This is a genomic window from Paraburkholderia sp. IW21 (assembly GCF_041321145.1).
Taxonomy (GTDB): Bacteria; Pseudomonadota; Gammaproteobacteria; order Burkholderiales; family Burkholderiaceae; genus Paraburkholderia.
Window position 1 is genome coordinate 1 of the sequence record NZ_JBGGWA010000019.1, and the last position, 26,790, is coordinate 26,790.

The window sequence follows — 26,790 nt, forward strand, 5'->3', positions numbered from 1 at the left end:
GGCCAATACCTTGATTTCCACTGCTTGCTCCTGAGTCAGCATCGGCGGCAAAAGCCGCCATCGTCTACCAGGTGGGTCAGGTTTACTGCGGCGACAGGGTCATTTTTACATCGGCGCTAACAGCTAGTCTCATCAGTAGGCCCTCGGCAATCCACTCCGTGAGAGTGGCACGTCGTTTGCGTAAGCTGGGCTTCCCGGCCATATCAATAACGAGAACAACCATGCGACCCGACCACACCCCTACAGATTTCACGCAGCCTCAACTGCTGTTAGCCAAATCGGTGGATGGCCCTGACGAGGGTGGACCGCAAAGGTCGCGGAACGCATTCCCGCGCGTCACTTTCTGCTTCGCTTGGCTGTTTGGACTGGAGCCGTTCCTGACAGGAGCCTTCGACGAAGTCTCGCTCCCGGTTCGATAGACATTGATCGGGAAGGGTGAGAGAGCGCACAAAGTAGTGTTGAAAGTTTCGCAGCGCACGAGGGCAATTTCTACAGCTTGGTTGATGCGTATGTCGCGCGAGCCGCGTCTGCTAACCGCGGTACCCGTGAGAAACGGATTGCGCTCGCAGGGCGCTCATCCGAGGATGAGACGCTCCGCAAGGTCGCAAGGCAACCATAAGGGCCACCTACCGGAAAGTAGGGAAACTCCGTGTAAAAAAAAGAACGGCTGTGCCGTTAACGAATGTGGAAGGCTGTTCGATTTTTGCCGTCCGCTTTCAGCACGGGGTTATTGTCACGCGGCGGCCGGCGCCGCAGTTCACCTCCGGGCAATGCCCGTGCCGAAGGCTCCACTTCCTCAGCGGCGCGGGGTTTGCAAAGCAGCTGTCCAGTTCCGAAGCCAGAATGCATAAAGCCCCCAATGGCGATTTTTGGCACGCCCATCCAGGCGTGTGCTACTCGCCGCAGCGGAAAGCAAACCGCCTGCGCACCCGGGGCGGCCAAGAGCCGGCACCAGATCAAAATGCGGTCGCCATGGCGTAAAGCCAAACGAGAAATCGCAGCCGCCTTTAACGCGGCTATCGCATGAGATTCACTACGCTAGATATTCGCGCGTTAATGTCGCGCCGACCAGATTAAATCAATTAAGTTCCCACTTTCCTGAAATAAATCTACTCCGCATCGGAATGGCTGTTGCAATTGCCTGGATTTCACGCAATCAGATATCTCTCACTTTCAATCGCTCCGGCCCGATTACGTCACGCATATTAAATGCTGTTGCATACGCACAACTTTAATATTGAGATGTTGCAAATAATTTCTGTCCAGAGCAGGTGCGGTGCAGCCCCTGATTTTGCGATAAATGCCTGAAAAACAAAGGCTTAATGCCCATCTCGGATTCATTGTTGCGGATTCGGAAAAATCCTGTTGTGTAAATTGCCAACGTCTCTACTAGGGTGTCCCCCTACACTCACGCTTCGTTCAAAGGGTGCCTGGCTGATCCGAAACGGCTTGGTGAACAGGTGGCAGCGAGTGATTTATGCGCTGCTGAGGCAGGTCCCGCTCCCCGCGTAAATTTATCGAACAGGAGTCCCACGCATGAAAAAGAGTCTCATCGTCGTTGCGGTTGCCGCATCGTTCGCTTCCGTCGCTCACGCACAAAGCAGCGTGACCCTGTATGGTCTGCTGGACGCAGGCCTGACGTACACCAGCAATGTCGCCCCGGCCAACGGCCTCGGGCACGGTAACGCAAAGTGGGCAGCGGGTAGCGGCGGCATCAACCAAAGCATGTTCGGTCTGCGCGGTTCGGAAGATCTGGGTGGCGGTCTGAAGGCAATCTTCACGTTGGAAAGCGGCTTCAACATCAACAACGGCAAGTTCGCTAACAACAACGGCATGTTCAACCGTCAAGCGTTCGTCGGTCTGTCGAGCGCACAATTCGGTACGGTCACGCTGGGTCGTCAATACGACGCAGCACAAGACTACCTGGCACCGCTGACCGCAACGGGCAGCTGGGGCGGTACGTACTTCGCGCACCCGTTCAACAACGACAACCTGAACACCAACGGCGGCTACGCAGTCAACAACTCGATCAAGTACTCGAGCGCTAACTATGCAGGCTTCACGTTCGGCGGCACGTACGGCTTCTCGAACCAGGCTGGCGCATTCGCAAACAACCGCGAATATAGCGTCGGTGCTGCATACCAGTACCAAGGTCTGCGTTTGGGCGCTGCTTACGCACAGCAGAACAACCCGGGTGCAACGAACGCAGCAGGCACGGCAAGCAACGGTGGCGCATCGGACGGCGCGCTGTTGGGCGTCAACGGCAACTTCCGTCAGCGTGAATTTGGTGCGGCAGGTTCGTACTCGTTCGGCCCGGCTACCGTCGGTCTGGCATGGACGCAATCGCGTGCTGACAACTACGCCGCAGGCCAACAATCGCTGCGTTTGAACAACTATGAAGTGAACGGCAAGTACAACATCACCCCGGCTCTGGGCCTGGGCGTTGCGTACACGTTCACCGACGGCCATATCTACGGCGCCAACCAAGTGGGCAGCGACAAGGTTCGTTTCCACCAGATCGGCCTGCAGGCTGACTACTCGCTGTCGCGTCGTACCGACGTCTACGCTCAAGCCGTGTACCAACACGCATCGGGCGACAACGCAGTGGCATCGATCTACAGCGGCGACCCGACGCAACTGCCGTCGTCGTCGAAGAACCAGACGGCCGCTACGGTCGGTCTGCGTCACCGCTTCTAAGCTTCAGCAGAAGCTAGTTGTTGCAGAAAAGGTGCCGTTCGCGGCACCTTTTTTTATGGGCGTGGCACTTTGATGCACAGCACCCGGCCTGAATGCCAGATGGTGCGCGCCTCGCAAGACCTTGCCGTACCGTGCGGTACTCAGAAAATCGTACGCAAGCCGAGTGCAACGCCGGTCTGATTGCTCTTGCCCGGCAATTCCGCCGAGGCAGCGCCGGACACCTTGCCGAAATCGACCGTACCGTACACTTGCGTGCGCTTCGACAACGCATACTCCGCCAACGCCACGAACGTATAGCGATTACCGCGGCCTAGCTGGCCGTTACCGATCGCCGCATTCGACATATGGTCGTAATACGCCGCGCCGGTCAGCGTAAGGGCGTCCGTGGCCTGCCACGATACGCCAGCAAACGGACCGTTGTCGACGCGCCCCGAACCCTTCAGAATATCGACACCCGGCACGAGCCTTTGCTGTGCCAGCGCGCTGTCGACGAAGCCCGTATCGTCCTTGGAATGCAGATAGCCGACGTACACCTTCGCAAAACTGAACGCATAGACCGCGTTCGCGTTGAAGATGGTCTGCTTGTGGTTGCTGTTGTCGCTGTTCTGTTGCACGCCGGCTGCGACGCTCAGCGGCCCGGCCACATACGACAGCGTGAAGCCGTACATGCTGCCCGCGCCAAGATGTCCCGGCACTTGTCCCGAGAAACCTCGGACATCGCCCGATTCGGCGTTGGTGCCGAACGAGTACATTGCGGCCATCGTCAGGCCTTTGTACGTGCCGGTGTATTTGACGGCGTTGTCTGAGTAGAGCCCCGCGCCGAGCGCGCCCGGCAACCATGAATTCTCCGCGTAATTACCGACCGTGAGCGGATCGTAAGTATCGCCTAGCAAATCGAACAACGGCGTCTTCTGACGGCCGAACGTCACCGTGCCGTACTGGCTGCTCAAGCCCACATAGGCATTGCGATTGAAGATCCGCTGGCTGTCCGAAGCCGAACCGTCCTGTAGGTTGATACCGCTTTCCAGATCGAAGATTGCTTTCAGACCGCCGCCCAGATCCTCCGAGCCGCGCAGACCCCAGCGGCTGTTGGTGATCGCGCCGTTGGTCATATACAGGCGCCCGTCGTTCTTCGCATTGGCGTTCGTCAGATAGCGCACACTCGCGTCGGCGACGCCATATAGGGTGATCGAACTCTGTGCCGAAGCCTGTTCAGATGTCATTGCGAGTGCGGCGCCGCTCATGAGTGCGGCAGTCTTAAGGAGTCTTATTTGTCTCACTGGAATTCCTACGTATGCGGTGATGGATTTTTCATGCAAGGCGCAGCGCGCAGGCTCGCCACGCACCGGGCGCGCCGATGATAGACCACGACCTTCATCGCGCCATAAATCCTTCGGCACAATAAGGTATTGCGATTTCTGACGATTGTCCTTGCGTGTTATCAGACTGCGCACCGCAACTATCCGTGCTGGAAAAATTCAGGTGTGCTGGTCAATATTGTCTTCGCGCAATTCGAGGCCAATGCCATTTTGACGCAGCCTGTGTCGCGCAGAGACAACGCGCGCGCCGTTTAGATTGCTCAAGACGTGTTTCTACGGCAAACAAAAGGCCGTCACCTCATAACTCTGGTGACGGCCTATTTGACTCGGATGCGCCAAGTGCGCCGCTCAATCACGCGTGCTGTTCGACCTTGAACACTGAAACGGCATGGCGCAGCCGTTCGGTTTGCTCGTCGAGTGAACTGGCTGCGGCCGCCGCCTGCTCGACCAACGCCGCGTTGCGCTGCGTCACATCGTCCATCTGGTGGATCGCGAGATTAACTTCGTCGATACCCGTGCTTTGCGCTTTCGAGGCCGCCGAGATCTCATTCATGATCGCCGTCACGCGACGCACCGCATCGACCACTTCGCCGATCGTGCTGCCCGCCTTGCCTGCGAGCGTCGAGCCTTCGCCGACCTGCGCGACCGACTGATCGATCAGCACCTTGATTTCTTTGGCCGCTGTCGCGCTGCGCTGAGCGAGGTTGCGTACTTCGCCCGCGACGACCGCGAAGCCGCGGCCCTCTTCGCCGGCGCGCGCCGCTTCCACCGCGGCGTTCAGCGCCAGGATATTGGTCTGGAACGCGATGCCTTCGATCACGCTGATGATCTCGCCGATTTTGCGTGAACTATCGGTGATGCCGGCCATTTTCTCGACCACGTCGTTGACCACCTGGCCGCCGCGCGCGGCGATATTCGACGCATCGGTTGCCAGTTCCGACGCGGTCGCCGCATTGTCGGCGTTCTGTGTGACGGTCTTGGTGATTTCGTCCATGCTGGCTGCGGTTTGCTGCAAGGAGGCAGCCTGTTCTTCGGTGCGGCTCGACAGATCCAGGTTGCCCGCGGCAATCTCCTTCGAGGCGACGGTGATCGTCTCGGCGGATGCTTTGATCCGTGCGACAGTCGCAGCGAGTTGATCGCGCATCTCGCGCAGCGAGAACAGCAGGCTCGACGTGTCGTCGCGACGCAGGGCGATGTGGGTGGCGAGATCGCCACGCGCAATCTGCATCGCAATTGCCGCCGCCGTGGAAGGCTCTCCGCCGATCGAACGCGATACGTTGCGCACCACGCGCGAGGCCACGAACGACACCAGTACACCCAGCAGCACCAGCATGCCGGCCGAGCGTGCAAGGGTTGCGTAGAACTGCGCCTGGATATCGTCCATATAGGCACCGGCGATAAAGTCCCAGTTCCACGGGACGAAGCGTTTTACATAGCCTATCTTTTCGCTCGGCGCTGTCTCGCCGGGTTTCGGCCACCAATAGCGCAGATAGCCTGCGCCGCCCGCCGAGCCGCCGGCTTGGGCGATGTCGTGATACAGCGCGTTGCCCTTGGCGTCGCGGAAGCCGCTCATGTCCTTGCCATTGAGCTTGGGGCTCATCGGATGAGCGACCATCACTGAATCGCCGCGCACGATCGTCACGTAGCCCGATGTGCCATAACGCTGTGCGCTGACGCGGGCGACGGCCTGCTGTTTGGCCTCGTCGACGGAGAGTTTGCCCGCGTCGGCCAGCTTCGCGTAGTCCGCGACGATCGATGCCGCCATATCGGTGACATCGGCCAGATCCGCGCGTCGTGCGCCCATTTGAGCGTTACGGGCTTCGAACGCGTTTACAACGGTGATGATCAGGAGCGCTGCCCAGCAAAGCAGCAACGGTACCCACAACTTCTGTTTCAGTGTCAGACGGTTCATTATCGACTTCGACAATACATTGAGCTCGGAATAGGGAGGGGCTGCAATCTTCGTTGCATAGTCGGCATAACGGCGGTTGCCGCAGATTCTTTATTCTGACTTCCGAAATTCCTGCTTGGAACGCAAAATGTTCGGTGTGAGGTGGCCGATGAAAAACGAGACAGACAGTTCACCATGACAGTTGCCAGGCTAGCTCACCACTCAGGATAATCGACGGCGCGGCTAGCGCCTCAGGAGACAGTGCGATGAAACACATGTTCGAAGAAGGCCTCGCGCGGCGTGAGGCCAATTATGTCCCGCTGACGCCGATCGATTTCATCGTGCGCGCGGCGGAAGTCTACGGGGAGCGGCTGGCGGTCGTCCATGGAGACATTCGCCGCAACTGGCGCGAAACCTATGAGCGCGCGCGACGCCTGGCCGGCGCGTTGCGAAGCTCCGGCATCGAGCCCGGCGATACGGTTGCCGCTTTACTGCCAAACATTCCTCCGATGATAGAGGCGCACTTCGGCGTGCCGATGGCCGGCGCCGTGCTCAATACGCTCAATACGCGGCTCGACGTCTCGTCACTGCTGTTCATGCTGCGTCACGGCGAGGCGAAGGCGCTGATCGTCGATACGGAGTACAGCGAACTCGCACACCGTGCGGCACTGGAATTTCCGGAGCTACGCGTAATCAGTGTGGCGGATGCAATGCCCGCCGACGCGGACAAATTCACTCGTGCGACCGACTACGAAGCGTTTCTGCGAACGGGCGACCCTGAGTTCGCCTGGGCAATGCCTGCCGACGAGTGGGACGCCATCGCGCTGAACTACACCTCGGGTACGACCGGCGACCCCAAGGGCGTGGTCTACCACCATCGCGGTGCGTATCTGAATGCGCTCAGCAATATCCTCGAATGGGACATGCCCAAGCACGCGGTTTATCTATGGACCTTGCCGCTCTTTCACTGCAACGGGTGGTGTTTTCCGTGGACTGTCGCCGCGCGTGCCGGCGTCAACGTCTGTCTACGCAAATTCGACGCGAAGACGGTGTTCGACCTGATTCGCCGCGAAGGCATTACGCACTATTGCGGCGCGCCGATCGTGCAAAGCGCGTTGGCAAATGCGCCGGCCGAGTGGCGCGACGGCATTACACATCGCGTGTCGACGATGGTAGCGGGCGCGGCGCCCGCACCGGCGGTGATTGCCAAAATGAAGGAGATCGGTTTCGATCTGACGCACGTTTACGGGCTCACCGAGACCTACGGGCCAGCCGCGGTCTGTGCGAAGCAGGAAGAATGGGAGACGCTCGACGACAACGCGCGCGCCGAAATGAACGCGCGGCAAGGCGTGCGCTATCACCTGCAGGCGGCAGTAGCAGTGCTGGACCCGGACACGCTCGCGCCGGTTCCTGACGACGGCGAAACGCTCGGCGAGATCATGTTCCGAGGCAACATCTGCATGAAGGGCTATCTGAAGAACGAGCGCGCCACGGAAGCGACCTTCCGCGGCGGCTGGTTCCATACCGGCGATCTTGGTGTGCGGATGCCTGACGGCTATATCCGCATCCGTGATCGCAGCAAGGACATCATTATTTCGGGCGGCGAGAACATCTCGAGCATCGAGGTCGAGGACACACTGTACCGTCACCCTGCAGTCTCGGTTGCCGCCGTGGTGGCAATGGCCGATCCGAAGTGGGGCGAGGTACCGTGCGCTTTCGTTGAGCTTAAGGAAGGCGCTCAGGTGAGCGCGGAAGAGATCATTGCGCACTGCCGGCTGTTCCTTGCGGGATACAAGCTGCCCAAAGCAGTGCGCTTCGGCGAATTGCCGAAGACGTCGACGGGAAAAATTCAGAAGTTCGAATTGCGCGCGCGGATCAAAGCGGAAGGCACAGAATAGATCGCGTGCAATTGGCTAGCGCGCCGAATGGCGCGCTATATGGTGCTGAACGATGCAAACGCAGGGTCCAGCGTGCGGAATGGCTCTTAACCCGCGCTTAACCGCGCGTGTCGACCCAGTTGCGTGCCCAGCGCGCCGAGTGCTGCAACGCCTGTTCTTCGTTCATGAAGTAGTCGAGCGAATAGAACTGGTAGCGCCCTTCGGCACGTGCGCTGTCGGCCCGTTCGAGCAGCAGGTTGGACGAGAAGCTACCGTCGGGCAAACGATGCGCCGAGGGTTTGACGGCATAGCCGTTGTAGTGATGAATATGTTTGTTTTGCATTTTATTTTTTAATAATGTTCGAGTGCGCGGCTGCCGGGCGAATCGTTTGTACGAGTCACGCGGGCGAGCTGATTCAAGCCATTGCGAGCCGAATCCAAAACGCAGTCGGAAAGCTAAAAAGGGCGTTAAAGCCAGAGGGGCGAATGAGGTGCAACGAGGCGTTTGGCGCTTAGGGCTTGCTGCTCAAAAACACATGCAGCTAAGAGCGATCGCGCCAACTGTGGGAGACAAAGCTCCGCGAGGATGTCGCTGCAGCCCGATGTCCGTTGCCGGACACCGAGCCCTTCAAACTTACATCGGCTTGATGTTAGCCGCTTGCAGACCCTTCGGGCCTTGCTTCGTTTCGAAGCTCACCTTCTGATTTTCAGCCAGCGTCTTGAAGCCGTCGCCGCTGATTTCGGAGAAGTGCGCGAACAGGTCGTCGCCGCCCTTGTCCGGGGTAATGAAGCCAAAGCCTTTGCTGTCGTTGAACCACTTAACGGTACCGGTATCCATGAAGAATCCTTGAGGAAAAAATAGTAAAGATTTGCTCTGTTGGAGCGCGTGAAGCATCAAGGAGGGAGAGGACAACGAATACCGCTGAGGAGCGAACATTGATGAACAGCAATCGAACTTCTTGAACTTCGAGTGCCACAGTAACCGCCGGGCATGTTTGCGTCAACACTTATCTTGTAACTGTCTTGCCGGACGTGGCTGGCGGCTCGGCTTGCGATACGGCCCTTGGCCTGCAGGCTTGTCGTGTCGAGCGGCACGACACGCTGCCCAAACGAGTTTGCCGTTTCAGATGCCCACTTTATGGGCCGTCAGGATCAGGCGCAATCCGAGCGCGGCAACCGCGCTGGCGGCGACGCGATCGATCCAGGCCTTCCACCGTAAATAGATTTCGCGCGGCCGTTTGCTCGAAAAGCACAGTGCGACGATCGTGTACCAGCCGGCTTCGATGGCGAAAATCGCGGGGGGCAACGCAAAGTAGCACCACAGCGGTGGATGTTGCGGGAGGAGGGCCGCGAAGATACTGCCATAGTAAACGGCTGTTTTCGGATTACTGAGTTGTGTGCTCAAACCGATCCAGAAGGATTTGCGCACATTGGTGGCGGCGGCTTGCGCGGCGTCGAATGCGAGCGGTTTAGCGGCGCCGCGCCAGATCTTCGACGCGAGGTAGATCAGGTAGAGACCGCCCGCCACTTTCAAACCGACGTAGAGCCATTCGACTGTGGCCAGCAACGTGTACAGGCCGAGTAATGCGATACCGCTGAAAAAGACGCCGCCGATACCCATGCCGGCGGCCGTCGCGAGGCCGTCGCCGCGCGAGAGTCCGATTGCATTTCGGGCGACGATGACGAAGCTCGGGCCGGGGCTCATCGCGCCCAGTAGCAGGGCGGCCAGAATCGTGATGATGGCGGTTGAGGCGGGCATTTTTGTGTATCTCCTGCAGGCGTGCTGGTGGAGGGAAAATAACATGAGAAAGAGAGATCTGCTTTTCTTTTGACTTTGCCGACAGTATTGGGTGTTCTGCCTTGCGGCGGCCGGGGCTTTCTTGATCCGATTGCCTGCGTGACGCTTTCTGTTTGCCCGCGAGCCACACAGACAATAAGTGCTGCGGGGGCAAATACGCCATTGCTGCAAGCAAGCAGAATTTGAATGCTAGAATCCATTTCCATACGCTGAAGCAACCTCGGAGCACCGAGGCCAATCACGGGCGCGATTCAAGTCGTTTGTCGACCAATCCCCCTAAATCCAAGATTTGTTGGGCATGATTTCCAGGTGCGAGTTTTCCCGCATCGGGAGATGCATCGTGAGTCCGATTTGCACTCCACCCATCTGATCCAGGCATAGGCTTCGCGTCGTTTAGCGAAGCCTTTGTTTTTCGAACGCGAGCATTATCTGCCGCGGAACCGGTACGTTATGAAAGAGCGAGAAGAACAACGGCTGTTCGACCTCGACGGGAATGCGCGTGAGCGCCTGATCGTGTGGATCCGCCGCCGCATGGACGACTATGGCATTACGATCGAAGCGCTCGCCGATTCGATCGAAGCCGACGCAGCCGCCATCCCAGCCGTGAAGTATCGCGACGCCTTTGGTAATACGTGGGACGGTCATGGCGATAAACCGGACTGGCTTGCGCGCGCGATTTACGCTGGGCAGAACATCGATCACTTCCGCTGCTGACGGTTGCCGCGGTTGTCGGGTTGCAGCGGCTAGCCGCTACCCCTTGATCAAGGCTTACTCGACTGATCGTGAAGTGGTTATTTCGCCCGGCAGCGGCCGGGCAAAAAAAAGCCCGCACATGGCGGGCTCAAATACTCGGAGTTTCGCGATCCAGTCGCTAGACGGATCAATTTCAGTGTATGTGAAAGCTACATGAAAGTATAGAAAATCCGCATCACAGGTCGAAAAATACGGTTTCCTTATCGCCCTGCATGTGGATATCGAACCGGTACACATTGGCCGTATTCGGCTCGCGACGCGCGATCAGCGTGTCGCGCCGGTCCGCGGGAACTGCTGCCAGCACGGCATCCTGTTCATTTGCCTTGGCTTCGTCCTCGAAATAAAGTCGCGTGAAGGTATGCAGCAGCATGCCTCGCATCGTCACGATGACATTCAGATGCGGCGCTGCGTCCGGGCTGGCGCGCCCGGGTTTCACCGTTTCAACGACAAAGCGCTTCTGCGGATCGGTCCCCGTGCCGACGCGGGCGAAGCCCCGGAAGCCGGTTGCCTCGACTTCGGCCCGGGATGCCGGATAGTGGCCTTGCGCGTCCACCTGCGATATTTCGAGCATCGCGTCGCCGATCACCTTGCCGTCGCCGTCGAACACCTGGCCCACGATCGTGACGTGCTCGCCGGCCGCTTCACGGTCGGCCACAACCGGCGTAAACAGACTTTTGAAGTCGAAGTCGTACTGCTGCGGACAGAGACCGTAGGCGAAGTACGGCCCAACCGTTTGCGAAGGCGTTTGCTTAAGTGTCGTCATGGCTTAGCGCTCCATCGGCGTTTCGTTGCGGCCGCGCAGCACGATGTCGAAATCGTAGCCGAGCGCATAGGCTTCTTTTGTCGTATCGAGCGAGAAGTTTGCGATCAGACGGTCACGTGCGTGCTCAGGCGTGCCCTGAAAAATCGGGTCGAAGGCCAGCAGCGGGTCGCCGGGGAAGTACATCTGCGTAACCAGGCGCGAGCCGAAATGGTCGCCAAACAGCGAGAAATGGATATGGTTCGGACGCCACGCGTTCGGGTGATTGCCCCACGGGTACGCGCCCGGTTTGATCGTCAGGAAGCGATAACGGCCTTCGTTGTCGGTCAGGCAGCGGCCCGCGCCGAGGAAATTCGGGTCGAGCGGTGCGTCATGCTGGTCGTTCTTGTGCACATAGCGGCCGGCGGCATTGGCTTGCCAGATTTCGACCAGCGTGTTGCGCACCGGACGGCCGCCTTCGTCGAGCACGCGCCCCGTCACGATGATGCGCTCGCCGAGCGGCTCGCCGTTGCGCACCGCGTTACGCGTCAGATCGTGATCGAGCGCGCCGAGGTCTTCCGTGCCGTAGACGGGCACGCGTTGATCGCGCAGCTTTTCCTTCAACGGAATCAGCGGACGCGTCGGGCCGCGCTTTACCGATGAACCGTAGCCGGGATAGATGTAGTCGGGGTGGGACGCGAAGTCGCGCGGGGTGAGAAAGGAATCGTCCATCTGTGTCTCCTTCGAACAATTGTGGGATACGGCGTTATTGAACGACTTTATCTAACCCGGGAGGTTATGCAAAATGACGTTTTCGCCATTTTCGTATAACCTGCCGTTATGCAACGTAGTCTCGCGGACAGCCGCGTCAAATTCCGTCATCTTCAGTGCTTTCTGGCTGTCGCCCAATTCGGCAGTGTGCAGCGGGCCGCCGGAAGCCTGTCCATCACGCAGCCGGCGGTCTCCAAGACCGTGGCCGAACTCGAAGCGATTCTCGGCGTGAAGCTATTCGAGCGCGGCCGCCATGGCGCCGTGCCGACCCGCGAGGGGCAACTCTTCATGCCGCATGCGAGCGCCTGCGTGAGTGCGTTGCGGCAGGGCGTCGATCTGCTGGCGCGCGCCGAAGGCGCGGCCGCTGCCACGCTGGAAATCGGCATTCTGCCGACCGTCGCAGCCGCGCTGATGCCGCCGGTGCTGAAACGGTTCGCCGCGCTTTGGCCGCGCGTGATCGTGCGCCTCGCCACCGGTGCCAACCCCGAACTGCTGGAGCGCCTGAAAGCCGGCACGATCGAATTTGCGATCGGACGTCTGGCAGACCCGGAACGGATGGTCGGGCTCAGTTTCGAGCAGCTTTTCAGCGAGCCCTTGATTGCCGTGGTGCGCGCCGGCCATCCTTTGGCGCTGGGGGCGGGATTGCCCGCCACGTCGCTGGAGGATTATCCGGTGGTGCTGCCGCCGTTTGGCACGCTGATCCGGCAATCGGCTGAGAGCCTGTTGACCGCATGGGGCGTGCCGCCGTTGTCGGGGTTTGTTGAAGTGTTGTCGGTTTCCACGGGCCGCGCGTTGACCCTCGAGAACGACGCGGTGTGGTTCGTGCCGTTGAGCGCCGTCGAATATGAACTGGCGCACGGCATGCTGATGCGCTTGCCGCTGCCGTTCGGCGGTACCGGCGAGCCGGTTGGGCTGATCCGGCGTTCGGACACGCAGCCGTCGCCGGTGGGCCGGGCGTTCATCGATGCCGTGCGCGAAGTTGCGCAGCAGCGCATGGCGGCTGCCGTCGGCAAGCCTGCGGCGAGGCGCGCGCCGAAACGCAGCCGCAGCAGCACACGCAAGACGTGACGCAGGGCGCCTGACGGCGCACACGGCAAGCCGATGTGCCACGCGTGAACCATCCAGTACAAAATGAAGGTTGCGAACGCCCCGCTACCCGGTGTACAAACACGGTGCAAAACCGTCGCGGGCCCCAGTGCTGCGGCACACCACGTGTGCAGTGTCACACTGAGGGGGTGTGACGGCTTGCATCGAACATCAGGAAAAGCGTCGAAAGACGGTACAAGGAGATTGCCATGCCCAGCGACTTGCCCACTCCAGACGCCGCGCTGCGAGCCGTGTCGGTTCCTGAGCACAATCCGCTCGGCACCGCCGGCCTCGAATTCGTGGAGTTTGCATCGCGCGAGCCGAAGGCGCTCGGCGAAACCTTCACGAAACTCGGCTTCAAGGCGATTGCGCGTCATATCAGCAAGAACGTCACGCTGTATCGCCAGGGCGAGATGCATTTCCTGATCAACGCCGAGCCGGATTCATTTGCCGAGCGCTACGCCGAGGAATACGGCGCGGGCATCTGCGCGATCGGCATTCGCGTGGCCAACGCGCAGCGCGCCTTCGACCGTGCGATCGAACTCGGCGCTTGGGCGTTTGAAGGCGAGCGCCTTGGCGCGGGCGAACTGCTGATCCCGGCGATCCAGGGCATCGGCGATTCACACATCTATTTCGTGGACCGCTGGCGCGGCCGCGGCGGTCAGCGCGGCGGTCTCGGCGATATCTCGATCTTCGACATCGACTTTCGTCCGATCGAGATCGACACCGCGCAAGCCGATCTGAATCACGCGGGCACCGGCCTTATCGCGGTCGATCATCTGACGCAGACCGTCGGCGAGGGGCGGATGCAGGAGTGGCTCGACTTCTATCGCGACCTGCTCAACTTCCGCGAGATTCACGAGTTGCACGCAAACTGGCATGTGTCGGCGGAATCGCGCGTGATGGTGTCGCCGTGCGGCGCGATCCGTGTGCCTTTGTATGAAGAAGGCACGCGTCGCACGAATCTGATGCACGAGTATCTGCCGGATCATCCGGGCGAAGGCGTTCAGCACATCGCGCTCGCCACCGACGATATTTTTGCTTGCGTCGAGCGACTGCTGGCGAACGGCGTCGAGTTCGTCGAGCCGCCGCCGAGCTATTACGAGCAACTCGAGGCGCGTTTGCCGGGCCATGGACTCGATGTCGAGCGGCTCAGGCGCACGCATGTGCTGGTGGATGGCGAGATCGGCGCCGACGGCGTGCCGCTGCTGTTCTTCCAGACCTTTGTGCGACGCGGTGCCGGCGAAATCTTCTTCGAGATCGTTCAGCGGCAAGGGCATCACGGTTTCGGCGAAGGTAATTTGAGTGCGTTGGCGCAGGCGCGCGGGCAAGCCGGCGCGTAACGCTGAATCAATCGCTATCGGGTTTGCCCGCCAACTCGGGATTGACGGCGCCGTATTCGGCCGCTTCCCTCAGCAACCACTCGCGAAAGCTGGTGAGCGGCTTGCCGTGGCTCAACTCGGTCGGATAGACGAGGTAGTACGCCGACTCGGCGACCGCGGGTGCGTCGAGCGGCACCACAAGTCCGAGCTGTTCGAGCTGCGCGTCGACGAAAAAGCGCGGCACCAGCGCAATGCCAAGACCGGCCGCGGCGGCGCTGATCAGCATCGTGTGGAGTTCGTAGCGCACGCCTTGCATCGACCGGTTGTCGTCGACGCCAAAGTTGGCGAACCAGGACGCCCAGCCGTCCGGCCGGGTGGTGGAATGCAGCAGCGGATAGTCCAGAAGATCGGCCGCCGTCTCAACGGGCCGCGTCAACAGACGTGCCGCGCACACCGGCACGACTTCCTCGCTGAACAGAAAATCCGCCGATGTGCCCGGCCATGTCGGTTTGCCGTAGTGGATCGCCGCTTCGAAATGCGTCTCGGCGAAGGGGAAGGTGCCGGTGCGCACGCCCATGTTGACCCGCACATCCGGATGCTGCGCGTTGAACGCCGCCAGCCGCGGAATCAGCCATTGCGACGCGAAGGTCGGCAGCACCGCCAACTCCAGATAACCGCCGCCGCTGCCATGCGCGATGATCGACAACGTGTCGCGGTCCAGTTGTTCCAGCGAGCGCCGCACCTGCGCGCTATAGACCTTGCCCGCCTTCGTCAGCACCACGCGCTGTTTGACGCGCACGAATAGCCGCACGCCCAGATTGCTCTCCAGCGTATTGATCTGGCGGGACACCGCGCTTTCGCTGAGGAAGAGCTCGCGTGCCGCATGCGTGAAGCTTTCGTGCCGTGCGGCGGCTTCGAAAGCGAGCAGCGCACCCATGTTGGGGATCTTGAATTTTCGCACGTTGATTCCAAAAACGCATCAAGTGGCGATTTTATCTCGCTTTACGGCGGGTCGGCGGATTTGAATAATCTCCTATCCGCCGATGCCGGGCTTGCGCCTGAAAGCCGCGCCGGCAAGCCGCTTTCAATTGCACGCACGCGTGCTTACCGTACTCCGCCTGGAACCTGTATGCGAAACGTCAAGAATGCGAATGTCGAACAACTGCTGCGGACACTGCTCGGTGCCGGGAAAACTGCGAGGCTGTTCGCCACGCTGAACCATCCGCAGATCCTCAACGAGTGGGAAGACGGCACTGTCACGCGCGCCGAACTGGCTCAAGCGATGAACATGGCGCTTTTCGAAGACCTGCTGGCGCGTTCGGCGAATGGCCGCGAGTACACCGAGGAAACCGTCGCCGCCGGCGGCACCGTCTATTTTGACCACGGCGCATTGCGCACGGTGCGCTGGGCCGAAAGCGGCGCGCTGCCGCCGGGCGAGGCCGCTTTCGCGCGAATCCTGCGTCCGCTCGGCTTCAAGATCAACGGCCGTTATCCGCTCGACCGTCTCGGCATGACCGGCCGCGCGTGGGCGCACGAGGATGCGCCCGATGAGATCGCGCAGTTCTTCGTCAGCGAATTGCATCCCGAGCGTTTTTCGGCGGAATTCCAGCAGGCCGTGACGAATGTGATTGGCGCATCGCGTGATCCATTGACGCCGCAAGCCACCGGCCAGTTGTGGGAGCTCGAACGTGAAGGCGTGCTGCCGCTTGAGGCGGCACAGGCGTTGCTGCCGGTGATCGTCGGCGCGTTCGCGCGTCAACATCAGATGCCACGCGAAGCCGATTACGAAGTATTGTTGCAGGAATCGGCGGAAATGGCGTGGATCGCGACCGAAGGCAACGCGTTCAATCACGCTACCGATCGCGTCGCGGACGTGTTTAAACTCTCCGACGACGAAAAAGCGAAGGGTCGTCCGATGAAGCCGGAAGTCGAGCGTTCGCGTTCGGGCCGTGTATTTCAGACCGCATATCGCGCGGATATCGTGCGGCGCGAATTTCGTTCGGCAAATGGCAGCATCGTGGCGCGCGAGGTGCCGGGCTCGTTCTACGAGTTCATCACGCGCAAGCGCACGTTCGATCAGGACGTGCGCCGCTGGGAAACGGACCTGCGTTTCGACGCGGGCAACGCACAAGGCATCTTCAAGATGACCGCGAGCCAGGCTGCTTGATGCGTAGTTGAGGCCTTAGCGCGGACGTTGGGCACAAGACATGGGGAGCGCAGTGGGAACGTCAATAGATGAAGAGCAGGGCGCGGGCGTGAATGTGTTGGACGAGGTGGCTTATACCGCGGTGACTGAGCCGCGCGTCGCCAAGTCTTTCCAGGGCACTGCCGCCGTGATGCAGGCGCTCGAAACGGACTTGCGCCGTCACGTGCGCGGCGAAGTGCGCTTCGATCAGGGCTCGAAAGCGCTGTATGCGGCGGATGCGTCGAACTATCGGCAAGTCCCGCTCGCCGTGGTGGTGCCGTCGGACGTCGACGATCTGCTGGAAGCGCTCGCTGCCTGCCGTCGCAACGATGTGCCGTTTCTCGCGCGCGGCGGCGGCACCGCGCAGAACGGCCAATGCGTGAACGTCGCCGTGGTGGCCGACGCGAGCAAGTATGTGAACCGCGTGGTGTCGGTCGATCCTGTCGCGGGTGTCGCGATCGTCGAGCCGGGTGTGGTGTGCGACACCTTGCGCGATGCTGCCGAAGCACACGGCCTCACCTTCGCGCCCGATCCCGCGACGCACAGCCGCTGCACGCTCGGCGGCATGATCGCCAACAACTCGTGCGGCGCGCATTCGGTGATGGCCGGCAAGACGGTTGAAAACGTCGAGGCGCTGGAAGTCGCGACCTTCGACGGCGCGCGCTTCTGGGTCGGCCCCACACCTGACGACGAACTCGAACGCATCATCGCCGCGGGCGGCCGCCAGGGCGAAATCTACGCCGCCCTCAAACAACTGCGCGACACCTACGCCGATCAGATTCGCGCGAAATTCCCGCAGATCAAGCGGCGCGTGTCGGGCTTCAATCTCGATCAACTGCTGCCGGAAAACGGCTTCAACGTCGCGCGCGCGCTGGTCGGCACCGAGGGCACGTGCGCCGTGACCTTGCAGGCGAAAGTGCGGCTCGTGAAAAGTCCGGCGAAACGCGTGATCGTGGTGGTGGGCTTCACGGATATCTACACCGCCGCGGACGCCGTGCCGCATTTCATGCGCTGCGGGCCGATTGCGATCGAAGGGCTCGACCGCGCGATCATCCGCGGTTTGCAGGCGCGCGGTTTAAAGAAGGACGAGATCGCGCTGCTGCCGGAAGGCGATGCCTGGGTCGTGCTCGAATTCGGCGCGGACACGCAAGCCGATGCCGTGCGTCAGGCGCAAACCGCTGCGGCGTATTTTACGTCGGGCGAAGCAGGGCCGAACGTGTCGGCGATGCTCGTCGAAGATCGCGCGTTGCAGGCGAAGGTGTGGTCGATCCGCGAGACGGGGGCGTCGGCGGTGGCGTTGTCGGTGGATTCGAGCAAGCCCGATCCGGTGGTCGGTTGGGAAGATGCGGCGGTCGATCCGGCGCGTCTCGGCGATTATCTGCGCGCATTTCAGGCATTGGTGGATCGCTATGGCTACGAGACGAGCCTGTACGGCCATTTCGGCGACGGCTGCGTGCACGCGCGCATTACCTTCGATCTGCGTCGCGCTGAAGGTGTCGCAACGTGGCGTAAGTTTCTGCGTGAAGCGGCGGAACTGGTGGTCGAATTCGGCGGTTCGCTTTCGGGCGAACACGGCGACGGCCAGGCCAAGGCCGAGTTCCTGCCGATCATGTACGGCCCTGAACTGATGCAGGCGATGGAGCAGTTCAAGGCGATCTGGGACCCGGCCAATCGATTGAATCCCGGCAAGGTGGTGCATGCGTATCGCGCCGATGAGAACCTGCGCATGGGTCCGGCCTACAAGCCCGTGACCTTGCAAACGAAGCTCACTTTCGCGAGTCAGGAAGGCGATGGTTTCCAGCGTCAGATCGAGCGATGCATCGGCATGGGCAAGTGCCGCTCGCTCGAAGGCGGCACGATGTGTCCGAGCTATCGTGCGACGCGCGAAGAGAAATACTCGACGCGTGGCCGCGCGCATCTGTTCTGGGAAATGCTGCAAGGCGAAGTGATCACCGATGGCTGGCAAAGCCGCGAAGTGAAAGAGGCGCTCGATACCTGCCTCGCGTGCAAAGGCTGCAAATCCGATTGTCCGACGCATACGGACATGGCTTCATACAAGGCGGAATTTCTTTCGCATTACTACGAGACGAATCGTCGGCCACGTCAGGCGATGTTCATGGGACGGATCGGTGAGTGGGCGCCGTGGGCGGCGCGGTTTCCCAGGCTGACCAACTTTGTGACTTCGGCGCCGGGATTGGCGTCGGTTGGAAAGTGGGTTGCGGGTGTGGCGCAGGCGCGGGAATTGCCGAAATTCGCTCCGCAGACGTACCGGGAGATTGCGCGGCGTTCGTCTCGGACAGAGCGTGACGCTCGTGCACTTGATCGCGGTGCGGTGAAAAAAGTCATCCTGTGGGTCGATACCTTCAATGATCACTTCACGCCGGAGATTGCCCAGGCCGCCGCCGATGTGCTGACGCAAATGGGCTGGCACGTCGTGCTGCCGAAGAATCGTTTGTGCTGCGGGCGTCCACTGTATGACTTCGGCTTGCTCGAACGTGCGCGCGAGTTGTTGACCACCATTCTTGATGACCTCGGGGACGATATTGCCGCCGGTGTGCCGCTGGTCGGTCTTGAACCCGGTTGCTTATCCGTTTTCAAGGATGAGTTGCTGAAGCAGCTCCCCGGTCATGCTTTAGCGAAACAGTTGTCGGCGCAAACTTTTCTGTTCTCCGATTTCGTCGCACGTCAGCCGTTCGATTGGCCGGCGCTTTCCGCGGACGTGATCGTGCATGGGCATTGTCATCAGAAGGCGCTGTTCGGCATGCAAGGCGATACCGCGTTGTTGAACAAGCTCGGGGTGAAGTGGAAATTGCTCGATACAGGATGCTGCGGGATGGCGGGATCGTTCGGTTTTAATGCTGAGCATCACGCGCTTTCGGAGAAGATCGGTGAAGACAAGCTGTTTCCGGCTGTGCGTGACGCGACCGCGGCGAACGCGGAAACGATCGTGCTAACCAACGGGTTCAGTTGCCGTGAGCAGATCGAGCAAGGGACTGGGCGTCACGCAATGCATATCGCGCAACTTGCGCAGCGGGCGTTGGCGGGGCGTCGCCGTTAAGGTGCGTTGGCGTTGGCGTTGCCGTTGCCGTTGCCGTTGATACGCGTGAGGGCGCCGTTTGGGCGCCTTCGTTATTTCTTCGCCAGTTCGGCACTGGCCGGCGCTTGCGGGATATCGGCGCTCGTCGCCATCCACAACACTTCGGCGTCTTCTTCGCTGGTGGAGACCGCGGCGTGGCCGGTGCGGCTGTCGAAGTACAGGCTGTCGCCGGCGTTCAGATGCGTCGGCGCATACAACTCGGAATACAGGCACACGCTGCCACTGATCACATACAGGAATTCTTCGCCCTCGTGACGGCCCCAATCGTCGAACGCGTCCAGCGTGTGCGCGGAGATGCGGATGCGAAACGGCAGCATCGCTTTGTGCGCGAGATCCGTGGCGAGTAACTCCATCTGATAGCCACGATAGGCGTGGCGCTGGCCTTCGTTTTTGCGTGTCAACGCGCGGCGGCCGCTAGCGCTGACTTTGGGTGTCGAACCGAAGAGTTCGCCGATTTCGATCTTCAGGCCGAGGACGATTTTCTGCAGGACGTCGAAGGTGGGGGACATCAGGCCGTTTTCGACTTTGGAGAGGGTCGAGCGGGAGACACCGCAGAGGCGGCTGGCGGTTTCCAGCGTCAAGTCCTGCGCCTGGCGCGCGGCGCGGACGCGGCGGCCGAGGTCGGTTGTCGATTGATCGGCGGGTTTGGTGAGGTGGGTGTCCATGGGGCTGGCTAAAATGCTCGCCTTGCGCGGCGTTCGATGTTTCCGATAATAACATTTGGTCGCTGGCGGAACTCGGCGAGAGCTTTGACGGCGCGGAACAGCTTTTCTCATCGGAAACGCGAGGTGTTGGCAGCAGCGAGTCAACGGCGGACGCTGCATCGCGCCTCGTGCGGATCGTCGGATGAATTGCGTCTGCGTCGATCACGAAAAGGGCTAGCTTGCTGCCGACAAAAATCTGACTACTCCGGACGAGAAAATCGCCTCTCGCCAGCCGAATGTTTCGTAGCATCAAACTGTAGTCCCGAGTGGCTGCGGGTGTAGAGACTACTCGTGGCTTTCGGCCTGTCTTGCTCGGATATCACGGCCGTACGGCACAGATTATCTTTTCGCATTAGCATACGCATGATGTCCAGTGCCGGTCGGTGGCGTGAATCACCGGACGATTGCCGCTGGACTATCAACGTGTGCGGGTCGCGCAGATCATCCCCAAGTCATCTATCGCAGGCTCACACTGCGAATTCGCCGTTCGACATGTTTTTCGAGCGGACCGTCATCATCAATCCAATCGCATCGATTGAACGAACCGTTGGTTAATATGAGGAATGTACGCACATCATTGATAGTCGGGGTGCTTCTCGTCGAGTTGGCATTGGGGGCGCTTTTATTATCACACTATAGCCACCGCTCGAAGGTCGAAACCGACGTCACGACAAACAGTTCCGCGGGATTGGCCACGACTGCCTCCCGAAACGACGACACCCAGGTGACTGTGGGAAGTGTGGTCGGCGCGGCGCCTCTCTCTGGTGGCAACCCGGAGGAGATCGCTACTGGCCCTAAGCAGTCCACGAGCGGCGCTGTAGTGACCGAATCCGACTCGTCAGCCGAGGGCTCCGCGCAATGGCGTCGACCGGACACGCGTACACGCGCATCGGTCAACGCCCACGTCTACGCTGAGTCGAAGGCGCTCCTCATGCCGCGAACCGAAAGCAGGCGTGACAGTCTGCGTCGCCATGGCTCGTATTCCGTTGCTGCCGCGATGACGGACGAACTGGTCAAGGAGTCTGCCCAACTCGATCCGGCGCTCCCGCCACCCGCACAGCCCAGCCGTAACGACCCATACCGTCCCGGCTCGAACCCGATCGCAGCCGCGATGACTGATCAACTTGTCAGACAGTCCGCGAAACTCGATCCGGCACTCCCGCCGCCGAACTAGCCCGGCGTGAAGTCAGCGTGCGACGTAGCGTGGGCTGCTACCCGTAGCACGCGTACGGTCAGATCAACCTCTGACACGCATGCGGCACCTCGGACTCGTGGATTTTTCGTTAAGACAGCGAGGCAAGCATGATGGATAACCTTCTGATATGAGCCTTGAACGCGTCGCTCGTTTCTCGATCGCTTGTCGAACTCAGGTGGGACGTCTCGGCGAGTTCAACCTGCTCATGGAAGTCGTTCGCGACCTTGCGTCTAAGGTCTGGTGGCAACGACCGTACTATGGAAACCAGTAAAGCTTCTTCGGCGTGAATCATGCCCAGGATGGAATGGGTATCCATGCAAGAACCTCCGTTGAAGGCGTCGCAAGTGAAATCTAGCACGTTCCGCTGCTCCGTTGAGGCGGTTGCGTGCGATAGTCGATGCACCACGCACGTAGCGCTAAGTGCCGTGGTGCCGTGGTGCAGGGGCAAGGGTGATTCATATATCAGCGCGAGGCGCTTTATTCTCGCGGAATATTGTCGAGTTTCGGCTGAAATTTGTCCGTAAGCCACTGCGCTTAACCCTCTACCATGTAGTAGTACCTAAAGAATAATCTCCTCATCCGAGGTATTCGCGGCGGGGTTGCGTGCAGAGCAAATTTTGCTCTGCAGCGCAGCACAGGTCAGCGATATCGCTATGCAACAGCCTCCCCCTGCCGAGTCTTTGATGCATCGTCTGGATTCACTCACAGACGAGCTTTTCGAACTCCGCCAGGAAATCAGGCTTACATTCCAGCTCGCGGAAATCGACCCACGTATGACGCTGACTCGGACCCGCCGGGTCCTTGAGTACGTGGTCAATGAGGTCTACCGCCGGCATTTCAACGAAGATCCCGGCACTCGACCATTGGAAAACCTGCTTCAGCGGCTAATCAAAGAGCACCTCTTGCCGCCGAAGATTGCAACCTATGCTAGCGGCATTCGAGAAATGGGCAATCTCGGAACCCACGGACGCGGCGACGAAATACTGCCCTCGGACGCTCAGCATTCGCTCGACCAACTTGTCGTCATTCTGTTGTGGTATTTCGAGCAGGAGCGGCCGGACTCCCTTTCCGCCTCAACGGTGGCGGCGCGGCCGGCTCAGACCACGGCCAAATTAGACCCCTCCCGGATAGATTCCACCGAGCCGCACAGGCCTGAACGCAACAGCCATGAGACAGAGCGACGGCCATCGCAGCCCCTCTCGACACGGATTGTCACGCTCGCAGCAGGCGGCTTCGTAGCGGTCGCAGGCGTGGGCTACGCCGCTTATATAGTGCTCGCGCCTTCGCCTCCGGCGGCGCCCGTTCCGATCAAGCCGGTCGTGCCGACTGAACCGTCCGCTTCGGGTGCTGCAGCCCAAACAACGCCTCCGCGTTCGCCTACCCACCAATCCCAGGAGAAGCCGACCTTGGAGGGCGATATGACCCAAGTCCTCGATTCGAGTGCCGTGATCGTTGCCGGCAAAATCGTCAATTTGTATGGTCTCCGGGGTGCCGACGGGTCTCCGGCCATGGCGCTCCAGCAGTACGTCAATTCGCAGGGGGCGCGGCTGGCCTGCTTTGCACGGCCGGGAAATACATATCAGTGCTTCGCGCAGGACCAGGACATCGGCGAACAAGCGTTGCGGCATGGCTGGGCGCGTACCCGAAAGCATGCGCCCCAGCCTTATATCGATGCCGAGCGAGAAGCGCACGCGGCGCGGCGGGGCGTATGGGCATCGTAATCGGGGCGCCAATCGGCGCGTATTCGCCGGGGAATCACACTACGTAGAGCTGAGCAAAAAATGAATAAACATTCGTGGCTTGCGAGTAGTGCCGTCATTGGGTGCCTCACAGTCGTGGGTTGCACTGTGACCGGGCCATCGTCCGGCAACCAGAATATGATCGGTGGTGCCTCGATTGGCGCGCTTTTAGGCGGGGTCGCGGGGGCGTCGGCCTCGCATGGCAACGCCGGCGCTACCATTGCGGGCGCGTTGGCCGGTGGTTTGGTCGGCGGTCTGATCGGCCAGAAAATGGACGAACGCGATCGCGAAGAGCGCAACGCCGCGCTTTTGCAGACGTTGCAGACGTCCACCAACGACCATCCGCGACACTGGAAAAATCCGAAAACGGGTAATTCCGGCACGATCAAACCGCTTAGCGGATACACCAAAGCTGCCAACGCGCAGACTTGCCGCGACTATACGGAGACTTACGTACGGGACGGCAAGACATATACCGACACGGCACGTGCGTGCCGCGACGCCAATGGGCAATGGAAGTCGGCAAGCGATTGACTGCGATGCAGCTCTCCTCCACGGCGCCTGGGCACTTCTTGTTGCGCGCTGCAACGCTCATGTTGTTGGTATGCAGTCCAGCCTTCGGACGCGCTTCGCGACACGTTCCGAACTCCGTACGAACTGCGGTAGACGACGCGCCGTTGCTAAGGAGCGGTACTGCATTCTTCGTTTCCCCCGAGGGGTTGATGCTTACCAGCGCGCACAACGTCACCGGTTGCCAGCACATCAACATCTGGCCTCAGTACGGCCCCGCCTCGACTGCATCGATCCGGGTTTCAGACGAGCGCCTCGACCTGGCATTGCTGACGACTCGTGCTGTGCTTGACGCCGCAGCGCTCGTCCCTTGGGGCAAGGAAAGGCCGGCACGGTCGGCCTTATACACGATCGGATTTGGCATGACGCCTTCGACACCACGAGTGCCGGTGTTGACGCGAGGCTCGATGAGCGGGGTTGCCTGGGCGGCAGGCCGCCGGGTTCTGGTCGTGCGCGCTCGATTGTATGCAGGATACAGCGGCGCCCCCGTGCTCGACACGAGCGGCGCACTGCAAGGGGTGGTTGTTGGGCGCTACAGCGAAAGACCTGAACTTGGTGTGGTGGTGCCGACGCAAGAAATAGTCGGGTTTCTGACGTCAAACGGCGTCGATTTGTGGCGGGACAAACGCCGAACGCGGTTACGCGTCGGAGCATCGGAGCGACTGCGTCGCATAGCGGTGTTAGTTCAGTGCGCGGATGCAATCGAGGGAAACTGATGCCGCGCAAGGCCATATTCAGCAACCCGAACATTCCGTCAGCAGCGCCTCGCCGGCGCGTTGGACGTCATCGGGAAGAATAGCTGTCTGACCCGAGAGACCCGGCGGATTCAACCTATCGTTGCGAAGACATCTTATTGGGCCAGTGCTTCCGACGTGCCTGTGCCAGGGGATAAGAAATGACGACGAGTGATCATCAGTGGTGGAAGCAAATGACTTTCACATTCGATCCCAATGTCGCCCGGGCAAACGCCGGGGAGATTCTGGTCGGGATAGGAAGTTCAGAGGACGACGAGCAGGAGGGCCTGGTTCTCAATCCCAAGTATCCGGATTCGCCGTTCCGATCCGTTTCGGGCTACGTATGGGCGAATGCGGCAACCCGCAGCCACTGGCAGGACCGCTTACGCAAAGGCATGGCAGGTGTCCGGCGGATCGTACTCGAAGACTTGTCCCTGGACACCTGTTTTTCGCTGATACTGTTCCGGCAACTCATGGGCGAGGGGGACCTCGTCGAGCCGTCCTCCGATCACGTGGAAAAGTGGTGCGACTATGTGTCCCGTTGGGAAGACGGCTACACCCGCGAACAGAGGCCGTGGACCGAATCTATCGCCTATCTCGTGACCGCGCTCGGGCATAGCTATCTCGACCTTCAGGGGGTGGGCAAGGAAGCGCCCATCGATCCGGGAAAATTCAACGACGGCGCGCACGCCTGCCTGGAACTGGTTAACGCAGCGTTTTTGCAAGGGGGATCTCCGACGAGGATCGATCTCGCCAGGCTGGAACACTCGGAAGCTTTCCTGCGGGCTCGAAACCATGTCGAGTACGAACGATCACAGTACAACCTGGCCCGTCAGCACGGCAAGCAGTGTCAGCTCAGCCTGCCATTGGCAACATCGGGCAAATCGATGCTCGTCGACGCACTGTTTCTTGAAGAGCCGAATCCCAGTGGCTTACTCAAGATGTTTGCACGCAGCGACCGTGAAAACACCTGGACGCGGCGCGGCTTCGACGTCCTTGGCCTTTTCCGTCCCAAGGAAGTCGGGACGGGCGGCGACATGACGATCTCGCTTGCGCCGGAGTTGGGATTGACGCTGAAATCGTTGTGGAAAAAACTCGAACAATTGGAAGACGAGCGCTGGGGAGAGGCGCGTCCTAAGGACGAACCGCGCAAGATCGCCAGCTATCATCACAGCGCAATCTCCCCAAACCAGCCATGGTGGGACCACTATGGCACGTACTCGCTGCTCGGTGCGCCAAAGAACGTTCGTATCGGCGACCGTACCGAGCCAGGCTCGCGCCTGCATTGGTATGACGATGTGCTGCCAGCCGTCTGGCGCTGCTATTCACCGATTCCAGAGCAGACTATCGCGTGGACGCCGCCGATCGCCGACGTCGGCTCGAAAAAGCTCCGGTACGGCACGTGGGTCCACGAGGCCGCTGCGCAGCCTGACCCGGAAGCAGCCCCGCCCATTCCTTTCATCGCCGACTGTCCGACCTTTCGGGGCTGGTTGAAAGCCATGTCGTCCCCAGGAGGGGATATCACGTCACCCATGAACGTGCCGCCGGAATCCAGCTACCGTGTGATGTCAATTGACGGCGGCCTTCTGCTGGTTCACCGCGACGGGGTCACTGCCTTCAAGGATTGGACTCACTCGCAACTGCCCGTTGACGGCGTGACAAGAATTTTTCGTGACATGGCCGAGGCCTGTGACTACTTCGCGAAGTTCCATGAATCCTGTTCGCTGGAGGATGCACTGGAGTATCAACAGAAGCTCCTGGATAGTCGTACATTCCGGCTGAAGGAGTTTGAACATTGGAAGATCCACACGTGGCACGCGCGAGCGAATGCATTGAAGGCGGGCGTAAAAGCGCTCAATCACGCTGATGGCTGGCCGTTGAATGAGTTTCGCAGGCTCCTCATAAGCAGTTGGGGATTTGACGAGCAGCGTCAGGAAACGCTCGAATCGATCGATCGGATCGACTACGCTACCGCTGAGGTCGCCCTCGAACTGCGTGAGCGCAGGACGAAATTGTTTCAGGCTATCGGCGCAGGGCTCGCGTTGAGCATCGTCGGCAAAGAAGTCTTCGAGGCTGTTCAATATGCAGCCGGCGCGAGCCCCTACGATTGGCAATGGAAGATATTCTTGTGGCTCAAACTAACGCCATTAAAAGAGCTTGAGGATCTTCACCATTCATTCGAATTGTGGCATTTCGGAGCGCTCCTAATTATGGCTTTGGCGGGTTTTTCCGGTTTCTGGTTTTACCGGACATTTGGCACAAAGACGCTGAAAGACGACTGACTTTACCCGCTGGCAGCAGTGCTGCCTTATG

The 26,790-nt window shown here is 60.2% G+C and carries 22 protein-coding genes; 12 read left to right on the forward strand and 10 right to left on the reverse strand.

Annotation, left to right across the window (positions count from 1 at the left end; translation table 11 throughout):
* Positions 1–1,536 precede the first annotated feature (1,536 nt).
* Positions 1,537–2,697, forward strand: coding sequence for a porin (locus ACAX43_RS30705; RefSeq protein ID WP_370712102.1), 1,161 nt, complete (start codon positions 1,537–1,539; stop codon positions 2,695–2,697).
* Between the two features lie 140 nt (positions 2,698–2,837).
* On the opposite strand, the gene ACAX43_RS30710 is transcribed toward ACAX43_RS30705, so the two are convergent.
* Complete coding sequence (locus ACAX43_RS30710) at positions 2,838–3,941, reverse strand: porin (protein WP_370712103.1); 1,104 nt, start codon at positions 3,939–3,941, stop codon at positions 2,838–2,840.
* Positions 3,942–4,368: 427 nt separating this feature from the next.
* A complete protein-coding gene (locus ACAX43_RS30715; RefSeq protein WP_370712104.1) occupies positions 4,369–5,928 on the reverse strand; it encodes a methyl-accepting chemotaxis protein in 1,560 nt (519 codons plus the stop codon).
* Positions 5,929–6,173: 245 nt separating this feature from the next.
* On the opposite strand from ACAX43_RS30715, the gene ACAX43_RS30720 reads away from it, so the two are divergent.
* A complete protein-coding gene (locus ACAX43_RS30720) occupies positions 6,174–7,805 on the forward strand; it encodes an acyl-CoA synthetase (protein WP_370712105.1) in 1,632 nt (543 codons plus the stop codon).
* A gap of 97 nt (positions 7,806–7,902) precedes the next feature.
* Here ACAX43_RS30720 and ACAX43_RS30725 read toward each other — a convergent pair whose 3' ends face one another.
* The 3 genes from ACAX43_RS30725 to ACAX43_RS30735 form a co-directional block, all read right to left on the reverse strand.
* On the reverse strand, positions 7,903–8,127 hold the full coding sequence (locus tag ACAX43_RS30725) for a hypothetical protein (protein WP_370712106.1): 225 nt from the start codon (positions 8,125–8,127) through the stop codon (positions 7,903–7,905).
* A gap of 291 nt (positions 8,128–8,418) precedes the next feature.
* Positions 8,419–8,622, reverse strand: a complete 204-nt coding sequence (locus ACAX43_RS30730) for a cold-shock protein (RefSeq protein ID WP_007178877.1) — start codon at positions 8,620–8,622, stop codon at positions 8,419–8,421.
* Between the two features lie 285 nt (positions 8,623–8,907).
* On the reverse strand, positions 8,908–9,543 hold the full coding sequence (locus ACAX43_RS30735) for a LysE family translocator (protein WP_370712107.1): 636 nt from the start codon (positions 9,541–9,543) through the stop codon (positions 8,908–8,910).
* Positions 9,544–10,032: 489 nt separating this feature from the next.
* On the opposite strand from ACAX43_RS30735, the gene ACAX43_RS30740 reads away from it, so the two are divergent.
* Positions 10,033–10,296, forward strand: coding sequence for an H-NS family nucleoid-associated regulatory protein (locus tag ACAX43_RS30740; RefSeq protein ID WP_370712108.1), 264 nt, complete (start codon positions 10,033–10,035; stop codon positions 10,294–10,296).
* 214 nt (positions 10,297–10,510) lie between these two features.
* Here the strand turns inward: ACAX43_RS30740 and pcaG are convergent, their stop codons facing one another.
* Positions 10,511–11,098 carry a protocatechuate 3,4-dioxygenase subunit alpha gene (gene pcaG, locus ACAX43_RS30745; protein ID WP_370712109.1) on the reverse strand — a complete coding sequence of 196 codons (588 nt, stop codon included), beginning with the start codon at positions 11,096–11,098 and terminating at the stop codon, positions 10,511–10,513.
* Between the two features lie 3 nt (positions 11,099–11,101).
* On the reverse strand, positions 11,102–11,806 hold the full coding sequence (gene pcaH, locus ACAX43_RS30750) for a protocatechuate 3,4-dioxygenase subunit beta (RefSeq protein WP_370712110.1): 705 nt from the start codon (positions 11,804–11,806) through the stop codon (positions 11,102–11,104).
* Positions 11,807–11,914: 108 nt separating this feature from the next.
* On the opposite strand from pcaH, the gene pcaQ reads away from it, so the two are divergent.
* Together pcaQ and ACAX43_RS30760 are read left to right on the forward strand one after the other, a co-directional pair.
* Entirely contained in the window at positions 11,915–12,913 is a 999-nt protein-coding gene (gene pcaQ, locus ACAX43_RS30755; protein ID WP_370712111.1) for a pca operon transcription factor PcaQ, read from the forward strand.
* Between the two features lie 227 nt (positions 12,914–13,140).
* Positions 13,141–14,274, forward strand: a complete 1,134-nt coding sequence (locus ACAX43_RS30760; RefSeq protein WP_370712112.1) for a 4-hydroxyphenylpyruvate dioxygenase family protein — start codon at positions 13,141–13,143, stop codon at positions 14,272–14,274.
* A 7-nt stretch (positions 14,275–14,281) separates the two neighbouring features.
* On the opposite strand, the gene ACAX43_RS30765 is transcribed toward ACAX43_RS30760, so the two are convergent.
* On the reverse strand, positions 14,282–15,214 hold the full coding sequence (locus ACAX43_RS30765) for a LysR substrate-binding domain-containing protein (RefSeq protein ID WP_370712113.1): 933 nt from the start codon (positions 15,212–15,214) through the stop codon (positions 14,282–14,284).
* A gap of 168 nt (positions 15,215–15,382) precedes the next feature.
* On the opposite strand from ACAX43_RS30765, the gene ACAX43_RS30770 reads away from it, so the two are divergent.
* Both ACAX43_RS30770 and ACAX43_RS30775 read left to right on the forward strand, forming a co-directional pair.
* Positions 15,383–16,420, forward strand: a complete 1,038-nt coding sequence (locus tag ACAX43_RS30770; RefSeq protein ID WP_370712114.1) for a DUF1338 domain-containing protein — start codon at positions 15,383–15,385, stop codon at positions 16,418–16,420.
* A gap of 52 nt (positions 16,421–16,472) precedes the next feature.
* Positions 16,473–19,496 carry an FAD-binding and (Fe-S)-binding domain-containing protein gene (locus ACAX43_RS30775; protein ID WP_370712115.1) on the forward strand — a complete coding sequence of 1,008 codons (3,024 nt, stop codon included), beginning with the start codon at positions 16,473–16,475 and terminating at the stop codon, positions 19,494–19,496.
* A gap of 71 nt (positions 19,497–19,567) precedes the next feature.
* Here the strand turns inward: ACAX43_RS30775 and ACAX43_RS30780 are convergent, their stop codons facing one another.
* A complete protein-coding gene (locus ACAX43_RS30780) occupies positions 19,568–20,200 on the reverse strand; it encodes a helix-turn-helix domain-containing protein (protein ID WP_370712116.1) in 633 nt (210 codons plus the stop codon).
* A gap of 970 nt (positions 20,201–21,170) precedes the next feature.
* Between ACAX43_RS30780 and ACAX43_RS30785 the strand changes: the two genes are divergently transcribed.
* Positions 21,171–21,413 (forward strand): hypothetical protein, encoded by a 243-nt coding sequence (locus tag ACAX43_RS30785; protein WP_370712117.1) that lies wholly within the window; start codon positions 21,171–21,173, stop codon positions 21,411–21,413.
* A 109-nt stretch (positions 21,414–21,522) separates the two neighbouring features.
* Here ACAX43_RS30785 and ACAX43_RS30790 read toward each other — a convergent pair whose 3' ends face one another.
* Positions 21,523–21,750 carry a hypothetical protein gene (locus tag ACAX43_RS30790; RefSeq protein ID WP_370712118.1) on the reverse strand — a complete coding sequence of 76 codons (228 nt, stop codon included), beginning with the start codon at positions 21,748–21,750 and terminating at the stop codon, positions 21,523–21,525.
* A gap of 367 nt (positions 21,751–22,117) precedes the next feature.
* Between ACAX43_RS30790 and ACAX43_RS30795 the strand changes: the two genes are divergently transcribed.
* From ACAX43_RS30795 to ACAX43_RS30810, 4 genes are all read left to right on the forward strand, one after another.
* Complete coding sequence (locus ACAX43_RS30795; protein ID WP_370712119.1) at positions 22,118–23,155, forward strand: DUF4145 domain-containing protein; 1,038 nt, start codon at positions 22,118–22,120, stop codon at positions 23,153–23,155.
* 156 nt (positions 23,156–23,311) lie between these two features.
* Positions 23,312–23,707: an RT0821/Lpp0805 family surface protein gene (locus ACAX43_RS30800; RefSeq protein ID WP_370712120.1), complete on the forward strand. Its 396-nt coding sequence runs from the start codon at positions 23,312–23,314 to the stop codon at positions 23,705–23,707.
* 59 nt (positions 23,708–23,766) lie between these two features.
* On the forward strand, positions 23,767–24,459 hold the full coding sequence (locus ACAX43_RS30805) for a serine protease (RefSeq protein ID WP_370712182.1): 693 nt from the start codon (positions 23,767–23,769) through the stop codon (positions 24,457–24,459).
* Positions 24,460–24,638: 179 nt separating this feature from the next.
* Entirely contained in the window at positions 24,639–26,759 is a 2,121-nt protein-coding gene (locus ACAX43_RS30810; protein ID WP_370712121.1) for a hypothetical protein, read from the forward strand.
* The last annotated feature ends 31 nt before the right edge of the window (positions 26,760–26,790 follow it).

What these genes read in the sequence shown, in the direction of transcription:
- ACAX43_RS30740 (WP_370712108.1), top strand. Translation starts at nt 10,033, where the DNA reads ATGAAAGAGCGAGAAGAACAACGGCTGTTCGACCTCGACGGGAATGCG.
- ACAX43_RS30770 (WP_370712114.1), top strand. Translation starts at nt 15,383, where the DNA reads ATGCGAAACGTCAAGAATGCGAATGTCGAACAACTGCTGCGGACACTG.
- ACAX43_RS30800 (WP_370712120.1), top strand. Translation starts at nt 23,312, where the DNA reads ATGATCGGTGGTGCCTCGATTGGCGCGCTTTTAGGCGGGGTCGCGGGG.
- ACAX43_RS30715 (WP_370712104.1), bottom strand. Translation starts at nt 5,928, where the DNA reads ATGAACCGTCTGACACTGAAACAGAAGTTGTGGGTACCGTTGCTGCTT.
- ACAX43_RS30785 (WP_370712117.1), top strand. Translation starts at nt 21,171, where the DNA reads ATGCCGCGAACCGAAAGCAGGCGTGACAGTCTGCGTCGCCATGGCTCG.
- ACAX43_RS30795 (WP_370712119.1), top strand. Translation starts at nt 22,118, where the DNA reads ATGCATCGTCTGGATTCACTCACAGACGAGCTTTTCGAACTCCGCCAG.
- ACAX43_RS30805 (WP_370712182.1), top strand. Translation starts at nt 23,767, where the DNA reads ATGTTGTTGGTATGCAGTCCAGCCTTCGGACGCGCTTCGCGACACGTT.
- ACAX43_RS30810 (WP_370712121.1), top strand. Translation starts at nt 24,639, where the DNA reads ATGACGACGAGTGATCATCAGTGGTGGAAGCAAATGACTTTCACATTC.
- ACAX43_RS30760 (WP_370712112.1), top strand. Translation starts at nt 13,141, where the DNA reads ATGCCCAGCGACTTGCCCACTCCAGACGCCGCGCTGCGAGCCGTGTCG.
- pcaH (WP_370712110.1), bottom strand. Translation starts at nt 11,806, where the DNA reads ATGGACGATTCCTTTCTCACCCCGCGCGACTTCGCGTCCCACCCCGAC.
- ACAX43_RS30710 (WP_370712103.1), bottom strand. Translation starts at nt 3,941, where the DNA reads ATGAGCGGCGCCGCACTCGCAATGACATCTGAACAGGCTTCGGCACAG.
- pcaQ (WP_370712111.1), top strand. Translation starts at nt 11,915, where the DNA reads ATGCAACGTAGTCTCGCGGACAGCCGCGTCAAATTCCGTCATCTTCAG.
- ACAX43_RS30735 (WP_370712107.1), bottom strand. Translation starts at nt 9,543, where the DNA reads ATGCCCGCCTCAACCGCCATCATCACGATTCTGGCCGCCCTGCTACTG.
- ACAX43_RS30780 (WP_370712116.1), bottom strand. Translation starts at nt 20,200, where the DNA reads ATGGACACCCACCTCACCAAACCCGCCGATCAATCGACAACCGACCTC.
- pcaG (WP_370712109.1), bottom strand. Translation starts at nt 11,098, where the DNA reads ATGACGACACTTAAGCAAACGCCTTCGCAAACGGTTGGGCCGTACTTC.
- ACAX43_RS30720 (WP_370712105.1), top strand. Translation starts at nt 6,174, where the DNA reads ATGAAACACATGTTCGAAGAAGGCCTCGCGCGGCGTGAGGCCAATTAT.
- ACAX43_RS30705 (WP_370712102.1), top strand. Translation starts at nt 1,537, where the DNA reads ATGAAAAAGAGTCTCATCGTCGTTGCGGTTGCCGCATCGTTCGCTTCC.
- ACAX43_RS30790 (WP_370712118.1), bottom strand. Translation starts at nt 21,750, where the DNA reads ATGGATACCCATTCCATCCTGGGCATGATTCACGCCGAAGAAGCTTTA.
- ACAX43_RS30730 (WP_007178877.1), bottom strand. Translation starts at nt 8,622, where the DNA reads ATGGATACCGGTACCGTTAAGTGGTTCAACGACAGCAAAGGCTTTGGC.
- ACAX43_RS30725 (WP_370712106.1), bottom strand. Translation starts at nt 8,127, where the DNA reads ATGCAAAACAAACATATTCATCACTACAACGGCTATGCCGTCAAACCC.